This is a genomic window from Alteromonas sp. ABD4_190 (assembly GCF_056160105.1).
This window is the reverse complement of record NZ_JBSWWN010000001.1, coordinates 3,848,705-3,865,623: the sequence shown is the minus strand read 5'-3', so window position 1 is coordinate 3,865,623 and position 16,919 is coordinate 3,848,705. Positions and strand designations below refer to the sequence as shown.

12 protein-coding genes are annotated in these 16,919 nt (G+C 45.4%); 10 read left to right on the top strand and 2 right to left on the bottom strand.

What is annotated here, in order from left to right; genetic code table 11:
- The first annotated feature begins 16 nt into the window (after positions 1 to 16).
- The 10 genes from ACXAFM_RS16900 to ACXAFM_RS16855 all read left to right on the top strand — a co-directional run bounded on the left by ACXAFM_RS16900 (position 17) and on the right by ACXAFM_RS16855 (position 13,569).
- Entirely contained in the window at positions 17 to 580 is a 564-nt protein-coding gene (locus ACXAFM_RS16900; RefSeq protein ID WP_474835417.1) for a DUF924 family protein, read from the top strand.
- Positions 581 to 854: 274 nt separating this feature from the next.
- A complete protein-coding gene (locus ACXAFM_RS16895) occupies positions 855 to 2,138 on the top strand; it encodes an amidase (RefSeq protein WP_474835416.1) in 1,284 nt (427 codons plus the stop codon).
- A 192-nt stretch (positions 2,139 to 2,330) separates the two neighbouring features.
- Positions 2,331 to 3,908 (top strand): gamma-glutamyltransferase family protein, encoded by a 1,578-nt coding sequence (locus ACXAFM_RS16890; RefSeq protein WP_474835414.1) that lies wholly within the window; start codon positions 2,331 to 2,333, stop codon positions 3,906 to 3,908.
- Between the two features lie 196 nt (positions 3,909 to 4,104).
- Entirely contained in the window at positions 4,105 to 4,923 is an 819-nt protein-coding gene (locus ACXAFM_RS16885) for a sulfite exporter TauE/SafE family protein (protein WP_474835412.1), read from the top strand.
- Positions 4,924 to 4,933: 10 nt separating this feature from the next.
- Entirely contained in the window at positions 4,934 to 6,202 is a 1,269-nt protein-coding gene (locus ACXAFM_RS16880; RefSeq protein WP_474835410.1) for a pyridoxal-phosphate-dependent aminotransferase family protein, read from the top strand.
- Positions 6,195 to 7,439, top strand: coding sequence for an allantoate amidohydrolase (locus ACXAFM_RS16875; protein WP_474835409.1), 1,245 nt, complete (start codon positions 6,195 to 6,197; stop codon positions 7,437 to 7,439). Before ACXAFM_RS16880 ends, ACXAFM_RS16875 begins: the two co-directional genes overlap by 8 nt.
- A gap of 36 nt (positions 7,440 to 7,475) precedes the next feature.
- A complete protein-coding gene (locus ACXAFM_RS16870) occupies positions 7,476 to 7,841 on the top strand; it encodes an AraC family ligand binding domain-containing protein (RefSeq protein ID WP_179983035.1) in 366 nt (121 codons plus the stop codon).
- Positions 7,842 to 8,059: 218 nt separating this feature from the next.
- Positions 8,060 to 9,613 carry a uracil-xanthine permease family protein gene (locus ACXAFM_RS16865; RefSeq protein ID WP_474835407.1) on the top strand — a complete coding sequence of 518 codons (1,554 nt, stop codon included), beginning with the start codon at positions 8,060 to 8,062 and terminating at the stop codon, positions 9,611 to 9,613.
- 243 nt (positions 9,614 to 9,856) lie between these two features.
- Positions 9,857 to 12,274: a TonB-dependent siderophore receptor gene (locus ACXAFM_RS16860; RefSeq protein WP_474835405.1), complete on the top strand. Its 2,418-nt coding sequence runs from the start codon at positions 9,857 to 9,859 to the stop codon at positions 12,272 to 12,274.
- A gap of 128 nt (positions 12,275 to 12,402) precedes the next feature.
- A complete protein-coding gene (locus tag ACXAFM_RS16855) occupies positions 12,403 to 13,569 on the top strand; it encodes a purine nucleoside permease (RefSeq protein ID WP_474835403.1) in 1,167 nt (388 codons plus the stop codon).
- Between the two features lie 191 nt (positions 13,570 to 13,760).
- Here the strand turns inward: ACXAFM_RS16855 and ACXAFM_RS16850 are convergent, their stop codons facing one another.
- Positions 13,761 to 15,764 carry an ATP-binding protein gene (locus tag ACXAFM_RS16850; protein ID WP_474835401.1) on the bottom strand — a complete coding sequence of 668 codons (2,004 nt, stop codon included), beginning with the start codon at positions 15,762 to 15,764 and terminating at the stop codon, positions 13,761 to 13,763.
- Positions 15,765 to 15,918: 154 nt separating this feature from the next.
- Entirely contained in the window at positions 15,919 to 16,839 is a 921-nt protein-coding gene (locus ACXAFM_RS16845; RefSeq protein ID WP_474807488.1) for a diguanylate cyclase, read from the bottom strand.
- Positions 16,840 to 16,919: the final 80 nt, after the last annotated feature.

Sequence of the window (16,919 nt, the reverse complement as noted above, 5' to 3'; positions counted from 1 at the left end):
TGTTGTTGAGGTTGAAATGGAGAAAACGCAAGTGGTCATGGAAGAAGCAAACGGTGTACTTGACTTTTGGTTTGGTGAATTATCGCCTGAACAATGGTTTGAGGAGGATGCCGCACTGGACAAAACTATTGCTTCACGGTTTTCTCAATTGAGAGCAGTTGCTGTGCGCGGTGAACTTTGGCCTTGGCGTGCTACGGCAACAGGCAGACTAGCCGAAATTATTGTTCTCGATCAATTTTCACGAAACATCTATCGTGGCCATCCTGACGCATTCGGTGCCGACAGTATCGCACTAGTGCTTGCTCAAGAAGCGGTAAGCGTAGAAGCCGACAAAGTGCTAACACCGCAACAACTTGCCTTTCTTTACATGCCATTTATGCACAGTGAATCTCTAGCTATTCACGATGTGGCAATGGAGCTGTTTTCTCAAGAAGGATTAGAGCGGGAATTTACGTTTGAAAAACGCCATCAACAAGTTATTGAAAGGTTCGGGCGTTACCCCCACCGAAATGAGATCCTTGGACGCGAGTCCACCCCTGACGAAGTTGATTTTCTGAAAAGAACGCCTCAAGGTTTCTAATACTACTTTTTATTGGCTTTGAAGTTATTTTTGTTTTTGGCGTCAAGCCTTGACGCCAGTTAATTTCACGAACCCTCGTCATTTGTTTTAGAAATCTCGACCCGCCGTTTTACCGATTAGGGTTACTTTTTCATTTAGATATCGGTTGATGCGATGGGATGGCGCTTAGTCACACATTGAAAAGTAACAATCGTTTCTCTTGACTTTCTTATGAAACAGTTGTTTCATTAAGTCATCATAAATAAAGAAACAATAATTAAATAAGTAACGCGCTGTGAGCTCTCCTTTTGTAATAAAGTCCTGTGATACAAAGTTCACACAGGCAATTAAAGATCTTGAAAAACACTTTGGTGGCACTAGTAACTGTGAAGGCAAGGCGTCTTCGTCAAATAGTGCAGCAAGCCAATGGGGAACCAAAGGTGTAACGGTCGCGCGTTGTGAAGTAAAGCCCCTTAGCGGATTAGGCCTTGCTGTGAAAGATTTGTTTCATATTCACGGTTTGCCGACAGCAGCAGGCAACCCAGATTGGTTGGCAACGCACTCAATACCCGAAAATACCAATAGTTGTGTAGCGAATATACTTAAAGCAGGTGCCTCGTTTAAAGGTAAAACCATTACCGATGAACTGGCCTATAGCTTACATGGGCAAAATAAGCATTACGGCGCTCTGGTAAACCCCGTGGCACCGGCCCATATTCCGGGTGGTTCTTCGTCGGGCTCTGCGGTGGCGGTTAGCGCCCACCTTGCCGACATTGGCCTTGGTACCGATACAGGTGGCTCTATACGCGTACCGTCTAGCTACCAAGGATTATGGGGGCTTCGCACCACCCATGGGGCAGTCACTTGTGATAATATGGTAGCACTTGCGCCCTCTTTTGATACTGTAGGCTGGATGACCCGAGACCTAGACACGCTAATTAAGGTTGCAAGCGTTTGCATAGATAGCGTTACGCAAAGCACAATATCAGAAGCACCAAAATTTGGTATACCAGCACATTTGTTCGAACAAACAGCTCACAATTCGCTATGCAAAACCTGGCTTTCGGCGCTTGCTGAATACAGCGACTGTATTGAGTTGTCAGAAGCACAGCTAAATTTAAATACGTTAGAAACCGCCGCTACATTTCGCACCTTACAAGGCGGTGAAATTTGGCAGCAACATGGCGAATGGATTGAAGATACTCAACCCGATATCGCTGACGACATTATGTTGCGCTTAGATTGGTGTAAAACCATAACAACCCAAGATATACAACACGCTAAAGCGCAACAAACCGTGGTAATAAATCATTTAAATGCGCTCTTTGAAAAAATAGATGTATTGGTTATTCCCACAACACCCGGTATTGCACCTCGTTGCGATGCTGATGAAACGACTCTGGCAAATGATAGAAACGCTTTGCTTGCACTTACTGCTATAGCAGGGCTTGCAGGTTTACCTCAGCTTCATTTGCCGTTGTTTACCCTACACAACGCCCCGTGCGGATTATCGCTTGTGGGCAAAAAAGGCAACGATCTTGCACTTCTCGCGTTGGCAAAAAAGCTAACCTCTCGCTAAACGTGCACAGTGTGCTGGTCTTACTTGAGTCACAGTTAAATCGCACTTAAATAAGGCATAAAGCGCACTATCGCACTCAAGTTGAAAGTAGAAAGCGGAAGTAAGACCTAAATGCGCGTCAATTTACCTAGCTCTTGTCTAACTAGGGCTCAAGCTGACGGCGTGGTTGCTGAGTTTTAGAAGGAAATAAATATGAGTGAAAAACCAAACATCGCGTTTACTGCCCCTCACTTTGCTGCATCGCAAGTGGGTTTAAACATACTAGAAAAAGGCGGTACTGCGATTGAAGCTATGGTGGCGGCTGCTGCCTCTATTGCGGTTGAATACCCGCACATGAACGGTATGGGCGGTGATGGGTTTTGGCTAATTAGTGAGCCAGGCAAAAAGCCTATTGGTATTGACGCATCTGGCGTAGCAGCAAAAGGTGCAACGCCATCTTTTTACGAAGGATGCGATGCCATCCCTAGCCGAGGCGGTAAGTCTGCATTAACAATGGCCGGCGCCGTTGCCGGTTGGAAAGCTGCCCTTGAGATAAGTCACGAATGGCAAAGTGGTTTGCCCTTAAGCACATTGTTCGATACTGCGATAAGCCAAGCAAATTGGGGAATTGAAGTTACTCAAAGTTTAGTTGATGCCAGTAACAAAACCTTCGACGAGCTAAGCGCCGATGAGAACTTCGCCCAGTTTTTAATTAAAGGTAAGGCGCTTAAAAAAGGCAAAATTTTAAAGCTGACAAAGCTGTCTGAAACCTTAAAACACTTGGCGGAAAAAGGGCTGGGTGATTTTTACCACGGTGAATTAGCTTCAAAACTGGCTGAAGATTTAGAAGCAGCAGGCTCCCCCATTCGCCTTGAAGATTTCAACAATTATAAAGCAACGATTGTTGAGCCATTGTCAGTATCTATCAGCAAAGGCAAGCTTTATAACCTGCCTGCACCAACCCAAGGTGTCGCGTCGCTTATTATTTTAGCGCTTTATGACAGAGTTCAGCATTTAGGCAATACCGACGCCGACATGGTGCACTTACTTATTGAGTGTACGAAACAAGCCTTTATTGCCCGTAACGCAAACGTAACCGACCCATCTCGCACGCCGGTGAGTTTACAAAGCCTACTAAGCCATGACGTGCTTGATGAGATGGTAAAAAACATTTCGTTAGACAAAGCTCTGCCATGGCCTCATGAAGCCAAGCACGGTGATACCATTTGGATGGGCTGCTGCGATTCAGAAGGGCGCATGGTCAGCTACATACAATCGCTTTATTGGGAATTTGGTTCGGGAATAGTAAGCCCGCAAACGGGTATCGTTTGGAATAACCGAGGCACCTCGTTTTCGCTAGACCCGAACAGTAATCAATATTTAGCGCCGGGGTTGAAACCATTCCACACTTTAAATCCAGCGTTTGCAGAACTTATCGACGGACGCCGCATGAGCTACGGAACCATGGGCGGTGAAGGTCAGCCCCAGACTCAGGCTGCACTTTTCGCCCGACATATTTACCACGGACAGCCTATCGACAAAGCGATTTCTCTTGGCCGCTGGTTGCTTGGTCGAACCTGGGGTGATCAAAGTCACAATTTAAAAGCAGAGCGAGACCTAGTTGAATATGTGGGCGAGAGCTTACTGGCAAGGGGCCACGATATGGTGACGGTAGACCCTTGCAACGAACTTATGGGTCACGCTGGGGCGATTATTCGGGACACAGAAGGCACCGTAAGCGGCGCGAGCGACCCACGAAGTGACGGTAAAGCTTACTTGGGTCATCGCTAGATTCGTGCTTACAGCTAAATATAACGTTAAGACGCGTTCATTAGCATGCACAGGCTAACCTGCGTCAATTAACGCCCCTCAAACTGGGGTGTTGTCTAAACCGCGTTAACTTGGATGCGCCTACATGGGCGCATCTGCAACAGCTCGACGCTTACAAATTCGCTAAAGCAACAATTGTTAGAGAGAAAGAAATCACATGCAGTTTTTAATGGATAACCTAACGGTTATATTATCGCTCGCAGGAACGGGCGTATTTGCCGGCATACTAGCTGGTATGCTTGGCGTAGGTGGCGGCATTGTAATTGTGCCGGTACTGTTTTTCTTATTTCAAGCGCTTGGCGTGTCGCCTGAGAGTGCCATGGTTATTGCTACGGCCACATCGCTTGCGACTATCGTGCCTACTTCGGTTAGTTCTATTCGCGCTCACCACAGTAAAGGCAACGTTGACTTTGCGCTGCTAAAAGCGTGGGCAGTATTCATTTTAATTGGGGTACTTGCGGGAAGCTATGCGGTAACCGTGGTGAACCCAACATTCCTTACCCTGCTGTTTGGCATTATCGCAACCTTATCAGCCATTAATATGCTTATTGGCAAAAAAGATGCGCTATTTAAAGGGCTACCGGGCCGTGCAGGTCAGTCAGTAATGGCAACGTGTATTGGTTTATTTAGCTCTATGGTGGGTATTGGTGGCGGTACGCTAACCGTGCCTACACTCACTTTTTGCAATTACCCAGCGCACAGAGCTGTGGGAACTGCTGCAGCGGTAGGCTTAATTATTTCGCTACCTGCGGCACTTACGTTGTTATTCGTAGGAACCACACCTGCTGACGCCCCCTTCGCAACATACGGCTACGTAAACTTGTTAGGTTTTGCCTGCATTGTTCCGCTAACGGTCTTGTTTGCACCAGTGGGCGCGACCATTGCCAACAAGCTAGACGCAGGTTTACTTAAGAAAATCTTCGCTGTTGTTCTCATCATCACTGGCTTGCGCATGCTAGCGCAAGTGCTTATCTAGGAGTGCCCCAATGTATAAAGAAGCGTCTACAAGTACTTTTGCGCCACTTAATCCACCACCTCGCTTGCTAATGGGCCCGGGCCCAATTAACTGCTACCCACGCGTACTAAGTGCTATGTCTACCCAGTTAGTGGGCCAGTACGACCCGGTGATGACTGGCTATATGAATGAGACAATGCAGCTTTATCGCGATGTTTTTAATACCAAAAACCAGCAAACCTTTTTGGTCGACGGTACATCGCGCGCGGGTATTGAAGCGGTTTTAGTATCGGCAATAGAGCCAGGCGACAAAGTCCTTGTACCTATCTTCGGGCGCTTCGGACATTTACTAGCTGAAATTGCAGAACGTGCCGACGCTGACGTACACACCATTGAAGTACCTTGGGGTGAAGTATTTACGCCTGAGCAAATTGAAGCGGCGGTAAAAGAAGTAAAGCCCAAGCTGCTTGCCATAGTACAGGGCGATACCTCTACTACAATGCTTCAACCGCTTGAGCATATTGGCGCCATTTGTGAGGCGAACGACGTCTTGTTTTATTGCGATGCAACGGCGTCAGTAGGTGGAAATCCACTGGATGTTGATGCATGGAAGTTAGATGCAGTATCAGTTGGCCTTCAAAAGTGCTTGGGCGGTCCATCAGGCAGTGCGCCTATTACCCTTAGCGACAAGTTTGTGAAAACCGTGCGAACTCGCCATCACGTTGAAGCCGGTATTCGCGATGCCCATCACGAGGCGGCGCGCGGCCCAAAGATTCGCTCTAACTACTTCGATTTACCCATGATCATGGATTACTGGGGCGAAGAGCGCTTAAACCACCATACCGAGGCGGCCAGTATGCTTTACTGTGCGCGTGAATGTGCGCGCGTGCATTTAGAGGAAGGTCAGCAAAACGTAATCGCTCGTCATAAAGTGGCTGGTGACGCTATGCTTGCCGGTATACAGGCTATGGGGCTTGAACCATTCGGTGACCTTAAGCACAAAATGTACAACGTGGTAGGTGTTCATATTCCCGATGGTGTTCACGGCGAAGAAGTACGCGAAACCCTACTGCTGCGCTTTAATATTGAAATCGGCACCAGCTTTGGACCGTTAAAAGGTAAGATTTGGCGCATTGGTACTATGGGCTACAACGCTAGAGAAGATGCCGTACTGCATACACTCCAATCGCTTGAAACCGTACTTCGCATGCAAGGGTTTGCGCTACCTGCGGGCAAAGGAGTAGACGCTGCACTTAGCGTTTATGCTGAGGCTAAAGCAACGGGAGTTGCGAATGGGTGAATTCGTAGAATTTACTGAACTAGCGACCCAGGTAATGGCAAGGTGCGAAACGTTAGGCACCTTAAGCCAAGACCCAACTTGCCTAGACAGGCGCTATTTAACCGAGCAGCACAAGCTTGCCAATCAACTGGCGTCTGGCTGGATGATTGAGGCAGGCATGACCACGTGGCAAGATGCCGTTGGCAACATTTGGGGGCGCTATACCTCAGGTGTGCCTAATGCACCGCGATTAATTCTAGGAAGTCACCTGGACACCGTGCCTAACGGCGGAAAGTACGACGGAATGCTGGGCGTAGTTGCTGCTATCTCGATGGTTGCTATGTTTGACGGCACACAAACTAAGTTCCCTTTCCACATCGACATTGTGGGTTTTTGTGATGAAGAAGGCACGCGTTTTGGCACCACGCTATTAGGTAGCCGTGCGCTAACCGGCAAATGGCAAGAGCAATGGCGTCACTTAAAAGATGAAAACGGTGTAAGCCTAGAGCAAGCCATGGCTAACTTTGGGCTTAGTTTCGATGCGGTTAACAGCGCGGCTATTTCCCCCACTGGTGTTCTGGGCTACTTAGAGCTTCACATTGAACAAGGCCCTGTTTTAGAGCAAGAAAACCTGCCTGTGGGTGTAGTAAGTGCTATTGCAGGTGCTAAGCGCTTTAACTTTACGGTAGAAGGTATGGCTGGACACGCCGGTACTGTGCCCATGTCTATGCGTCGTGACGCCCTATGCGCAAGTGCAGAAATGTTACTAGCGGTAGAGAGCATTAGCTTGCAACGCCCCGGCGTAGTGGCCACCGTAGGTAAGATTGAGAATGCACCAAACGGCGTAAATGTGATATCTGGTCGCACGCGATTTTCTCTTGATATTAGAAGCGAAGATGATGATTTACGCGATTCAGTATTGGCAGAAATATTGCAAAAATTTGATGGCATTGCGCAAGCTAGGCAGTTAACACTTACCCGCGAGCAAACCCATAGTGCGCCTGCGGTACATTGCGATAGCCAGTTGAAAGAAGCGCTAGTTCGCGGTGTTGAAGAAAGCGGTATAGCACCGCGAATTCTTGCTTCAGGTGCTGGTCATGATGCCATGGCTATAGCAGATATTTGCCCAGTAGCCATGCTCTTCACGCGCTGTAAGGGTGGTATAAGCCATCACCCAGCTGAGTCTATTACCCATGAGGATGTGGCTGCCAGTTTGTCGGTGCTTTATAAAACCATAGGCAAACTCAAGCACGCGTAATGTTCAAATCAGTACAGTCTTAAACAAGGGTCGATAATGAAAATAACAAGGATTTACAACGATGAAGCGGGCAAAAGCCACTTTGGCGAGGTTGAAATAGCGCTAAAAGACGGTGGTCCAATCGGTATGCTTTCAGAGAAATTTGGTGCAGATAAAATAATCTTTCGCGAGACACCTGCCGACTATGATTTCAAATGGCACCCTGCGCCCGCACGACAACTACTTTTCATTATAAAAGGTCGTGCGGAATTTACAGTATCAAACGGAGAACGCCATGTATTTGGGGCGGGCGACGTGCTGTTACTGGAAGATACCGAAGGTGAAGGCCACTGCTCACGTGCCATGTACAATGAAGTACGTCACTCAATCTTTGTCACGCTAGATGAAGGCGTTACGCTTTAAATTAAGCCTTCGAATCTCTCTTGAAAAAATGCGCTAATTTAGCGCATTTTTTTGTTTAAGCACCAAATTGGGGCTTACCCATTCATCCTTTTTATCCATCAAGATATAGGAATTATAAATTCATTATTAAAAACAGTGTGATACAGCGGCAATTACGAGCAGACCAATTGGTCAATATCTTGCAACCAATGAGCAACTGTCATCAAGAAAAATTGCTCATGTCTTCAAATCACAGCGAATTACTTTACGACTTACATGATAGCCCGGCCTTTCTTCCCTCTCTTACCGCGGCGTTCCAGCACTTATTAGCCAGCTTTGTTGGCGTTATTACACCAACACTTATCGTCACATCAACATTAGGTCTTACCGAATATACGCCTTACCTTATCAGCATGGCGCTGTTTGTCAGCGGCCTTGGCACAGCAATTCAAACAAAACGTATTGGACCAGTAGGCAGTGGCTTGGTAGCCATTCAAGGTACCAGCTTTGCGTTTATTAGCGCGCTAATTCTGGCGGGAAATCAAGTTAAAGCAAATGGCGGTACGGCCGAAGATATCTTAGCATTGCTGTTTGGACTTACTATGGCAGGTGCGCTTGTTGAGGTAGTGTTCAGTCTATTTGTAGATAAACTTAAGCGTATCATTACCCCTTTAACTACGGGTATTGTGATCACGGCCATAGGGCTTAGCTTGATCAATGTAGGTATGACAGACCTTGCAGGAGGTTTTCACGCTGCAGACTTTGCGAGTACTGACAACCTAGCGGTAGGCCTTGGTGTTTTGCTTGTTATTGTATTTTTAAACGCCTCACACAATCATTGGCTACGCTTAAGTGCTATTTTCATTGGCATGGCAATAGGTGCTACCTATGTTGGGTTCACAAAAGGTCTTGATTTTAGCGGCCTTGCCTCTTTATCTATTGTTGCTATTCCTACGCCGTTTGCGTTCGGCATCTCATTCGATATCAACCTGTTTTTACCCATTGCGCTAATCTACTTATTCAGTGCTATAGAAACAGCGGGCGATCTCACGGCAAACAGCCTTTTCTGCAAGCAACCTGTAAGCGGCCCAGTTTATTTTGCGCGGGTGAAGGGCGGTATTTTAGGTGACGGCGTCAACTCTTTACTTGCCGGCATGTTCAACACGTTTCCAAACACCACATTTGGCCAAAATAATGGAGTTATTCAGCTAACTGGCATTGCTAGCCGTAAAGTGGGCTTCTTTGTTGCTGCGCTGTTTGTTCTTATTGGCTGCTTTCCAATTGTGGGTGGTGTGCTGCAGGCTATTCCTAAGCCTGTTTTAGGCGGCGCAACATTAGTGATGTTTGCCATGGTTGCAGTAGGCGGCCTCAAACTTCTTGCCAGCTACGCCTTGGATAGACGCAGCAGTTTAGTTACGGCATGCGCCCTTGGTATGGCAATTGGGGTAATGATGGTACCCGAAGCCTTAGCCGAACTCCCTAATTGGCTTAAAAATATTCTCCTTTCCCCTGTTACATCAGCAGGACTTACGGCGGTCATTTTAGATTTAATGCTTCCCGGGAAAAAAGCCGCAAATGAGAAGTCAGAAATTTTAGCCGCCACCGGCAATCAACTTTCAGAAGGTAATGCGAGTGAAGCTTTGGATAACTCGGTAAAACCCGCTTCTTTAGAGGTAAGAAAGCGTACTAAAGAGAATCGCAATAACTCAGCGACTTCACCCCGTAAAGCGATATTAGGTATAAAGCAGCGCCAAGTACTTCGCCCTGCTCTTTATAGTGCAAAACCACGATAGAAATCACTGCAAAGGTGCAAAAATAAGAAAAACCTCACTCGTTAACATAATAATAACAATATAAGAACAACATTATATTTTTAAATCCATATAATTCAGCAACTTAAGAGCAGGTTAAAAGTTGACCAACTGGTTAGGAAGTTGGCACCCATCCTGCTAAACCTCTTGTATACAGCAAGGCGCAATAGAAATAGTGCGTTGACAAAGCCCTAAAAAAGGGCAACTAAAAATAATGAGGAAACCATGAAAAACACTACATTCAAATTATCTCCTCTTGCAAAAGCGTTTGCGATGACCACTGCGGTCGCGCTTTCGTCACAAGCTTTTGCTCAGGAAGATACAGAGGTACAAGAAAAAGACGTTGAGAAGATCCAAGTAACAGGTTCGCTTGGCAGTCTTCCAGGCCAAGACGTAGAGTCAGTATTTGGCTTTGGTAAATCTATTCTTGAAACACCCCGTTCAGCATCTACTATTTCTCAAGAGCAAATGGAACGTTTTAACGTTTCTGATATTGATGAACTAGTAGCGTTTGCGCCAGGCACGTTCACCCAGTCTTTCTTTGGTGTTGCTGGTTCACTTGACGTACGTGGTACACCGGGTGAAACATACTTCCGTGGCGTTAAGCGCCTAGATAACCCAGGTAACTACCCTACGCCTATCGGTGCTTCAAGCCGTATCGACATTGTACGTGGCCCTGCATCACCTATTTATGGCCCATCTAAAATTGGTGGTTATCTAAACTTTAACCCTAAATCTGCACGCGCTTCTGGCGGCCAGTACCTAGATGCACCTACTGGCGCATTGTCTTACACTACTGGTTCTTGGGATAAAAGCATCTTAACCGCAGAGGTTGGCGGCCCGACTAGCGTCGCTGGCAAAGAAATGGGTTACTACATATACGGCGAGCTAGAAAATTCAGACAGCTATTACGACAATACGCAAACTGACCAAACGGTATTACAAGCATCATTTAACATTGATGTTACCGACAACCTTCGCTTCGAGTTTGGTGGTATGTACCACGACTACGACGGCAACCAAGTTGCTGGTTGGAACCGTCTAACCCAAGAACTAGTTGACGATGGTACTTATATTACTGGTACGGCACAGCCACTGGATACGGATGGCGACGGCCAAATTAGCCACGAAGAGTACGGTGCTGTAAACATTGCCGGTGAAAGCTTTTTCTACGTTCCAGCATCTAGCTTTACGGATGACGAAGCAACAGCGTTAATGCAATTGCAAAATGTGGGCACAACAACCCTTAGTGGAAACCAAGTGTTGGTAGCGCCTGATGATCAGCTTGGTAACGAAGCCATTACGCTGTATTTTGACACGATTTACTACACGGATAACTGGGAAATCCGCAATCAGTTCTTCTATGATGCATACGACAACATTAACGAAAATGCTTACGGTTTCTCACAGTTCCACGACAGTTGGGTTATTGAAGACAAGCTAATTTTCGCTACAGAGTATGAAAACGACGGGCTACTAGCACAATTTCAATTCTCTCCTTCTGTTCGTTACACTGATTTCGAGCACGGTGATGATTTCACTTACGAATACTTCAACCGTCGCGACCTGACTATGCCATCTTCAGCATTGGATCGTCGTTTGTTATCTACCCGCTCAGGTAAGAACTTTGATAACTATGACGTAGGTAACTATCTAGATCTAGGTGTTGCTGCAATGACAGATTTAACTTGGGACTGGGGATTAAATCTAGTACTAGGTTTGCGTTACGACACGATTGATATTGAAAGTACATCACGTACCGACCTTCTGTTAGGAGCTACAGGTGATGAAACGCCAGTTTACGCTGAAGAGACAGTAGACGGATGGTCATGGAACGCGAGCCTTTCATACGAGTTCGAGTTTGGCCTTATTCCTTATGTAACCGCCGCAGAGCAAGCCACACTTGTTGCAGGTCAAGGTGCAGAAATTGGCGTTGGTCAACTTGGCGACGGCAGTGCGTTCGATACGTCTGAGCTCATCGAGTTTGGTGTAAAGGGCTCGCTGTTAGAAGACACATTGTATTTTGCGCTTTCATCGTTTGAACAGGAACGTACCGATTTTAACGCGCAAAACACGGTAACTAATAATACCACCAACAACAAAGGTACTGAGTTTGAACTTCGTTGGGTAGTAAACGACAACCTTGTTGTATCTGCAGGTTACACCAACATTAAGGTAATTAACCTTACAGCACTTGAAAATGGTAACCAGTTTGGTTTCTTGGGTGCTGAAGACTTAGTGAACCTTGAAGATCCTTCATTGATCTTCGGTGGTAACGTGATTGGTCTTAACCTTATCGGTGAAGGCTTTAATAATACAGATGGACGTAAAGCAGGTATCCCTGAAAACATCTATACGCTAACAGCGACTTATGATTTCCAAAATGGTTATGCGGCTAACGTAAGCGTGGTAGATGTTGAAGAAGTAGCATCAGGTTTCTCTGCTGCAGTGACACTACCAGCTTACACGCTAGTGAATGCTGGCTTATCTTATCAGGCTGAAGACTGGTCATTTAACTTAACCGTTAAAAACCTAACTGATGAACGTTATTTCCGTTCTAACTTCCCTGATCTATTCGGTAGCCAAATCGTTCTTCCTGAACTACCGCGTCACTTTAATGCTAAAGTTACTTACTCATTCTAAGTATGCTTAGCGTATGAATGGCATTACGCTTCCTATAATTCTTGGAAGCGCGATATCATCGTTCATTCAAATTACGTTTAATAAAGAGCTCAGCTTTTATATCTGGGCTCTTTTTTTAGGAGTATTTTATGCCTCTACCCTATTTCATTCACCACGTTTCACAGCAGCCGCTATTGAGTATTGCTAAAAAAAGCCGCAATTCTGCTTTTCGTAGATCGACTATATTGGCTGCTTTCATAGGCTTAGTCATAAGTTGTTTATCTACTCATGCTTACGCTAATGGCGAAGAAAAGCCGATGGAAGTTAAAGTGGTAGTGGTGAGTATGTTTGAAATTGGCGCTGATGAAGGCGACGCACCCGGCGAATTTCAGTTGTGGAAAGCCCGTCAAAACCTCACAACAAAATACCCACTGCCCCATGGCTTTCACGATGTGTATGCAAACACTGAAACGGGCGTAATTGGCATAGTAACGGGTATGGGCATTGCGCGTGCTTCAGCGGCAATAATGGCGCTAGGGCTCGACCCTCGTTTCGACTTGTCAAAAGCCTATTGGCTAGTAGCAGGCATCGCGGGTGTCGACCCAGCCGACAATACTATTGGAAGTGCTATTTGGACCGATTACGTTGTAGATGGTGACCTTGCACATCACATTGATGCAAGAGAAATTCCTTCACAGTGGCCAACAGGTTACTTTCCTCTTTTTACTCATGAACCTTATGAAAACGCCGAGTTAGTTGACGTAAATAACAGCCCAAATGGTGAGGTTTACACGCTTAACCTACCATTGGCAAAATGGGCCTATTCTCTTACAAAAGACACCAAGCTTTTAAACAATGAAGCAATGGATATGCTAAGAGCAAAATATACTCTCTCACCCAATGCAAAAGCACTTCCTAGTGTGTCTATGGGAGCACATTTATCTGCGTCTACTTTCTGGCACGGGGAAAAACTTAATACTTGGGCTAACGAATGGGTAGCTTACTGGACGCAAGGCAAAGGTAACTTCGTCACATCAGGCATGGAAGACTCTGCTACACTTCAAAGCTTAACGTATTTAGATAATGCTGGCTTGGTAGATAAAGATCGTTTGATGATTTTAAGAACGGCAAGTAATTTTACCATGCAACCGCCTTCGTTAAGTGCTGCGCAAAACTTGAAACTTGAAAGCTCTGGTGAAGGCTACGCTGCAATGGGCGCAGCGATTGAAGCTGCGTACAATGTTGGCTCTGGTGTTGTTAATGCTATTGTTGAGAACTGGGAATCTGCAAAACACACTATTCCCGTTTCTGACTAACAGTCAGAACGATTGATTTAAGTACAATATCTTAGTTGAAGTTAAATGAGTTGAAATTAATTAAGGTGTTATTAATCAAACCGCCAAATCTTGCTTATTATTAGTACTGCTAGCGTTAACACGGGTGTTTAGTCACCTGATTATTAGGGGCTTTTAAAAGCACTTCAAAACATTAAATAGCTCCTAAGCCACTAAGCCACTACAGATTTTGCATCTAGCGCTAACTTAAGCTGTGAAGTAACATCATTTTGTACAACGGGTTTTGCCAGAAAGTCTTGCATGCCCGCTTCGCTGCAACTGGATTTATCTTCAGCTGTGGTATTAGCAGTAACCGCGATAATTCGCCCATGCTTAGGAATTAACTCTTCTTGTAGTATAATTTTCGTTGCGCTTACGCCATCAAGCACCGGCATCGCACAGTCCATGAAAATAATATCGTATTTCTTGGCCCTTGCCATTTGTACCGCTACTTCACCGTTTTCAGCTTCATCAGGTATGTAATTGAACTTTTCTAGCATAGACCCTAAAACCAGACGGTTTATGTCATTGTCATCAACAACCAAAATATTTAACGGCACACTTAAAAGTTCAGAAGAAAGCGTTATCTCACCATTAGACGTTTCGTTTAGTGTTGCCATTTCAACTGGAATGGCAATGTCAAAGCAGGTTCCTTTGCCTACCGTCGAGCGCACCTCAAGTTCACCACCCATTTTTTCAACGAGTTGGCTCACAATGGAAAGTCCTAATCCGTTTCCATTGAGCTCTTCACAAGCACTGTCGGTATCGTTTTGGAACGGTCGGAACACCCGCGACAAAATGTCGTTGCTCATGCCTACCCCGGTGTCTTCGACTGAAGCCAGCAGAATAGGAACGTCGCCTTGATGTTTAAGCGTAACCTGTACTGAAATGTAGCCTTTTGCAGTGAACTTTACGGCATTCGACAATAAGTTGGTTATTACCTGACTTATCCTGGCCGCGTCACTATGCACATAGGTCTTTTCATCAAAAGACAGCACAGCATAGAAACGTACGCCCTTTTCTGCACATTTTGTTTTGAACACATCGACAATGTCTTCGCATAAAGAGCGAACACAGAAATCACTGTGCTTTAACGTAAATTCACCGTTTATAATCGACGTGTAATCCAGTACATCGTTGATAAGAGATAACAAACGATCCGCACTGTGTAATGCAATGTCAGCTTTTCTAATTCGAACGTTATCTTTTGTTTCAAATTTTATGGCCTGAAGCATTCCTGTGATGCCGTTCAGCGGTGTTTTTAACTCGTGGCTTATACGTGAAAGCAACATTCCACGCTCTCTAGATGCAGCTTCTGCTTCTTTACGTCGCGCGTCCAACTCTAACCTAAGTTGAACCGATTTATTAACGTTTTGACAGGTTCCAAACAAGCGAATGCATTTACCATGCTTCATCTCTGCCATACCGTGGGTTTCTATCCATACCGAATTTCCTTTTGCGGTTGTAAGCTCGAGGGTTGAGCTCCAAGGCTCCCCCGTCTCGGTGGTATGAGAAACAATGCGGCTTATTTCATCTCTATCAAACCCTTCTTTGTAGAAGTTAATTGCCGTTTCTAACGAGGGCATGTAGCTATCGTCTACTTCATGGATTATGCGAGTTTGAGATGACCATGTTAGCTCATTGGTAATAAGGTCGACTTCCCACGTACCAACATTCGCAACACTTTGTAGTTTTTCATAAAGTGTGTTTTGAGTTGATTCAGCTTTTTCAATATGAAACTTTTCCAAAGTAACGGACAACCATTCATCGAGTAACGCCACTTTGTCCAAGTTACTTGGCTGGTCTGGGCATGAATTGATGAACACTAGGCAGACCTGCCCACCGTCGAGATTGTGAACTTTGCCTCTTATGTATTTTTCCGCGTTGAAATAGGTGCTAAACCACTGTTTAAATGCAGTCGAACACTTAGCACTACTTATTGGAAAACAATTGTCTACTGGTGAACAATTTGCGTAAGAAGGGATTGATTTAAAATTGGGTGGATAAGCTGATGATGCTTTTACAAGAACGTTGACCGTGTCCTGGTCAAGATGCAAAAGTAAGCCTTGGAAAATGCCTAAAGAGTCACAACCACGTTGCACTAACTGAGAAAGCGATGCTTTTAGCTGCTCTTCCAGCTTTACATTCAAACTCGATTGCTCGTCGAAATAAACCATTGCTCGTAACCTAAGCCTCAAACGTGTACTAGAGGGGTACCATCCACTGCCATCACAAATTTAGCGAATAGTATGTCATTACACTAGATGATAGCGTGCAAGCAACACTTTCGACATTAAACAATAGGCTAGTTTATACGGCCTTTAGCAATGTTTAACCTTTTGCTTGATTTCGGCCTAATTCCTTAGCTTCAAACAAGGATACGTCAGCGTCTTCAATTAAGGCTGCAAGGTTGTCTTGCACAACTTCCGTTGCCTTCCAAACCGCAAAGCCTGCGCTGATAGAAACACGATTTTCGATGCCTTTTCCATGAGGTATTTTCGCTTTGGCTACTGCATCTACAAGCTGATTTGCCACGAGCTTTGCCCCTTGACGGTCGATATAAGGCAGGATAATTAAAAACTCTTCACCGCCGAAACGTATCACAGCATCTTTGGGTCGTTTCACTGTATCAGAGACTATCTGCGCCACTTTTTGAAGGCACAAGTCACCTTCAAGGTGCCCATAGGTATCGTTAAAGAGTTTGAAGTAATCGATGTCGAGCATTATTGCCCCTACCGATCCCTTGTCTCTGGCTACCTGCTTTATCAATAAAGGAATTTCCTTGGTCAGGTACATTCTATTGTAAAGGCCAGTTAGCTGGTCGTGAAACGTCATCATTTCAAGAAACTCAGTACGCAGCTTGTTTTGAAGGTGTGTTTTCACTCGGTGGGTTAGCGTTGACGCATTCACTGGCTTCATTACAAAATCAGATGCACCTACTTCCCAGCACGCGTTTTCACTTTCAATATCCATGGTAGACGTGACGAATATAACTGGAATATCTTTGGTATCAGGGGATGCTTTTAATGTTGCACACACCTCCAACCCACTGATATCAGGCATGTTCATGTCGAGTAAAACTAGATCGGGCAGCGCTTTGGCACAGTGGGAAATGGCATCGCTGCCAGATTCGACCGTCGTGCAATGAAACTCAGCTTCAAGTATAGATTGTAATAGCAATCGGCTCATTGGCTCGTCGTCGACAATAAGTACATTGCACTGTGAGTAGGGTTTGATTTCTTTTCTGTCCATCGTTTATTCTAATGCGGCCTGCTAGCCATACAAGCGATTTCGCATTGTAACATAAAGCTTTTTTAATAATTATAGTATTG

Coding starts and splice junctions, on each gene's coding strand:
- ACXAFM_RS16855 (WP_474835403.1), top strand. CDS start 12,403: ATGCCTCTACCCTATTTCATTCACCACGTTTCACAGCAGCCGCTATTG.
- ACXAFM_RS16870 (WP_179983035.1), top strand. CDS start 7,476: ATGAAAATAACAAGGATTTACAACGATGAAGCGGGCAAAAGCCACTTT.
- ACXAFM_RS16880 (WP_474835410.1), top strand. CDS start 4,934: ATGTATAAAGAAGCGTCTACAAGTACTTTTGCGCCACTTAATCCACCA.
- ACXAFM_RS16885 (WP_474835412.1), top strand. CDS start 4,105: ATGCAGTTTTTAATGGATAACCTAACGGTTATATTATCGCTCGCAGGA.
- ACXAFM_RS16850 (WP_474835401.1), bottom strand. CDS start 15,764: ATGGTTTATTTCGACGAGCAATCGAGTTTGAATGTAAAGCTGGAAGAG.
- ACXAFM_RS16865 (WP_474835407.1), top strand. CDS start 8,060: ATGTCTTCAAATCACAGCGAATTACTTTACGACTTACATGATAGCCCG.
- ACXAFM_RS16860 (WP_474835405.1), top strand. CDS start 9,857: ATGAAAAACACTACATTCAAATTATCTCCTCTTGCAAAAGCGTTTGCG.
- ACXAFM_RS16890 (WP_474835414.1), top strand. CDS start 2,331: ATGAGTGAAAAACCAAACATCGCGTTTACTGCCCCTCACTTTGCTGCA.
- ACXAFM_RS16875 (WP_474835409.1), top strand. CDS start 6,195: ATGGGTGAATTCGTAGAATTTACTGAACTAGCGACCCAGGTAATGGCA.
- ACXAFM_RS16845 (WP_474807488.1), bottom strand. CDS start 16,839: ATGGACAGAAAAGAAATCAAACCCTACTCACAGTGCAATGTACTTATT.
- ACXAFM_RS16900 (WP_474835417.1), top strand. CDS start 17: ATGGAGAAAACGCAAGTGGTCATGGAAGAAGCAAACGGTGTACTTGAC.